The sequence below is a fragment of the Rhizobacter sp. P2_H2 genome, from assembly GCF_056403375.1.
In genome coordinates this window covers 1-1,016 of record NZ_JBFUFP010001488.1, presented here as the reverse complement: position 1 = coordinate 1,016, position 1,016 = coordinate 1, and the positions used below count along the sequence as shown (strand labels likewise).

1 protein-coding gene is annotated in these 1,016 nt (G+C 68.5%); it reads right to left on the bottom strand.

All coding sequences use genetic code 11. The features are described 5' to 3' along the window. Positions 1-201: 201 nt before the first annotated feature. Positions 202-1,016: helix-hairpin-helix domain-containing protein (locus AC1D15_RS34155; RefSeq protein ID WP_477829567.1), on the bottom strand; the 815-nt coding region annotated here is incomplete at its 5' end.

The window sequence follows — 1,016 nt, the reverse complement described above, 5'->3', positions numbered from 1 at the left end:
CCTCCACTCACTTCGTTCGTTGTGGTCAGACAGTGGGCGACAGTCAGTTCACGAAGCGTGCTGCGCACGCGGGCCATGAAAYCMGCCAGYTCCGGCGMCCCGYCCTKATTGGCGCTCCACAGMCTCCCCGCACSCGCCTTCTGCMACCGCCCTGCCTKTTGGGAGGTGACAAGCGAACAAGTGGGGGTTGAGCCCGGGTTGTCACCCGGGTTGCGCGAGCAGCGCGCGCAGTGCCGCCTCGTCGATCACCTCGACGCCCAACGTGCGCGCCTTCTCGAGCTTGCTGCCGGCCTCCTCGCCGGCGACGACGTAGTGCGTCTTCTTCGAGACCGAGCTGCTGACCTTGCCGCCGGCATCCTCGATCAATGCCTGCGCCTCATCACGGGAGAGCGTGGGCAGCGTGCCGGTCAGCACCAGCGTCTTGCCCAGCAGCGGACGCGGGCGGTCGTCGGCCTCGCCGACACTCTCCCTGGGCTGCACGCCGGCCGCCAGCAGCTGCTCGACGACCTCGCGGTTGTGCGGCTGGGCAAAGAAGGTGTGGACACTGGCTGCGACGATCGGGCCGACATCGGGCACCTCCAGCAATTGCTCGACGCTGGCGTTCATCAGCTTGTCCAGCGTGCCGAAGTGGCGCGCCAGGTCCTTGGCCGTCGTCTCGCCGACCTGGCGGATGCCCAGCGAGAACAGGAAGCGCGCGAGCGTCGGCGCCTTGCTCTTCTCCAGCGCGTCGACGATGTTCTGCGCGCTCTTCTCGGCCATGCGGTCCAGTGCGGCCAGCTTGGCGACGCCCAGTTTGTAGAGGCCCGGCAGGCTCAGCACGATGCCGGCATCGACGAGCTGCTCGACGAGCTTGTCGCCCAGGCCTTCGATGTCCATCGCGCGGCGGCCGGCGAAGTGCAGCAGGGCCTGCTTGCGCTGGGCGGGGCAGAAGAGCCCGCCGGTGCAGCGGTATTCGATGCCGCCCTTCTCGCGGGCCACTTCGCTCCTGCAGATCGGGCAGGCGCGCGGCATGTGGA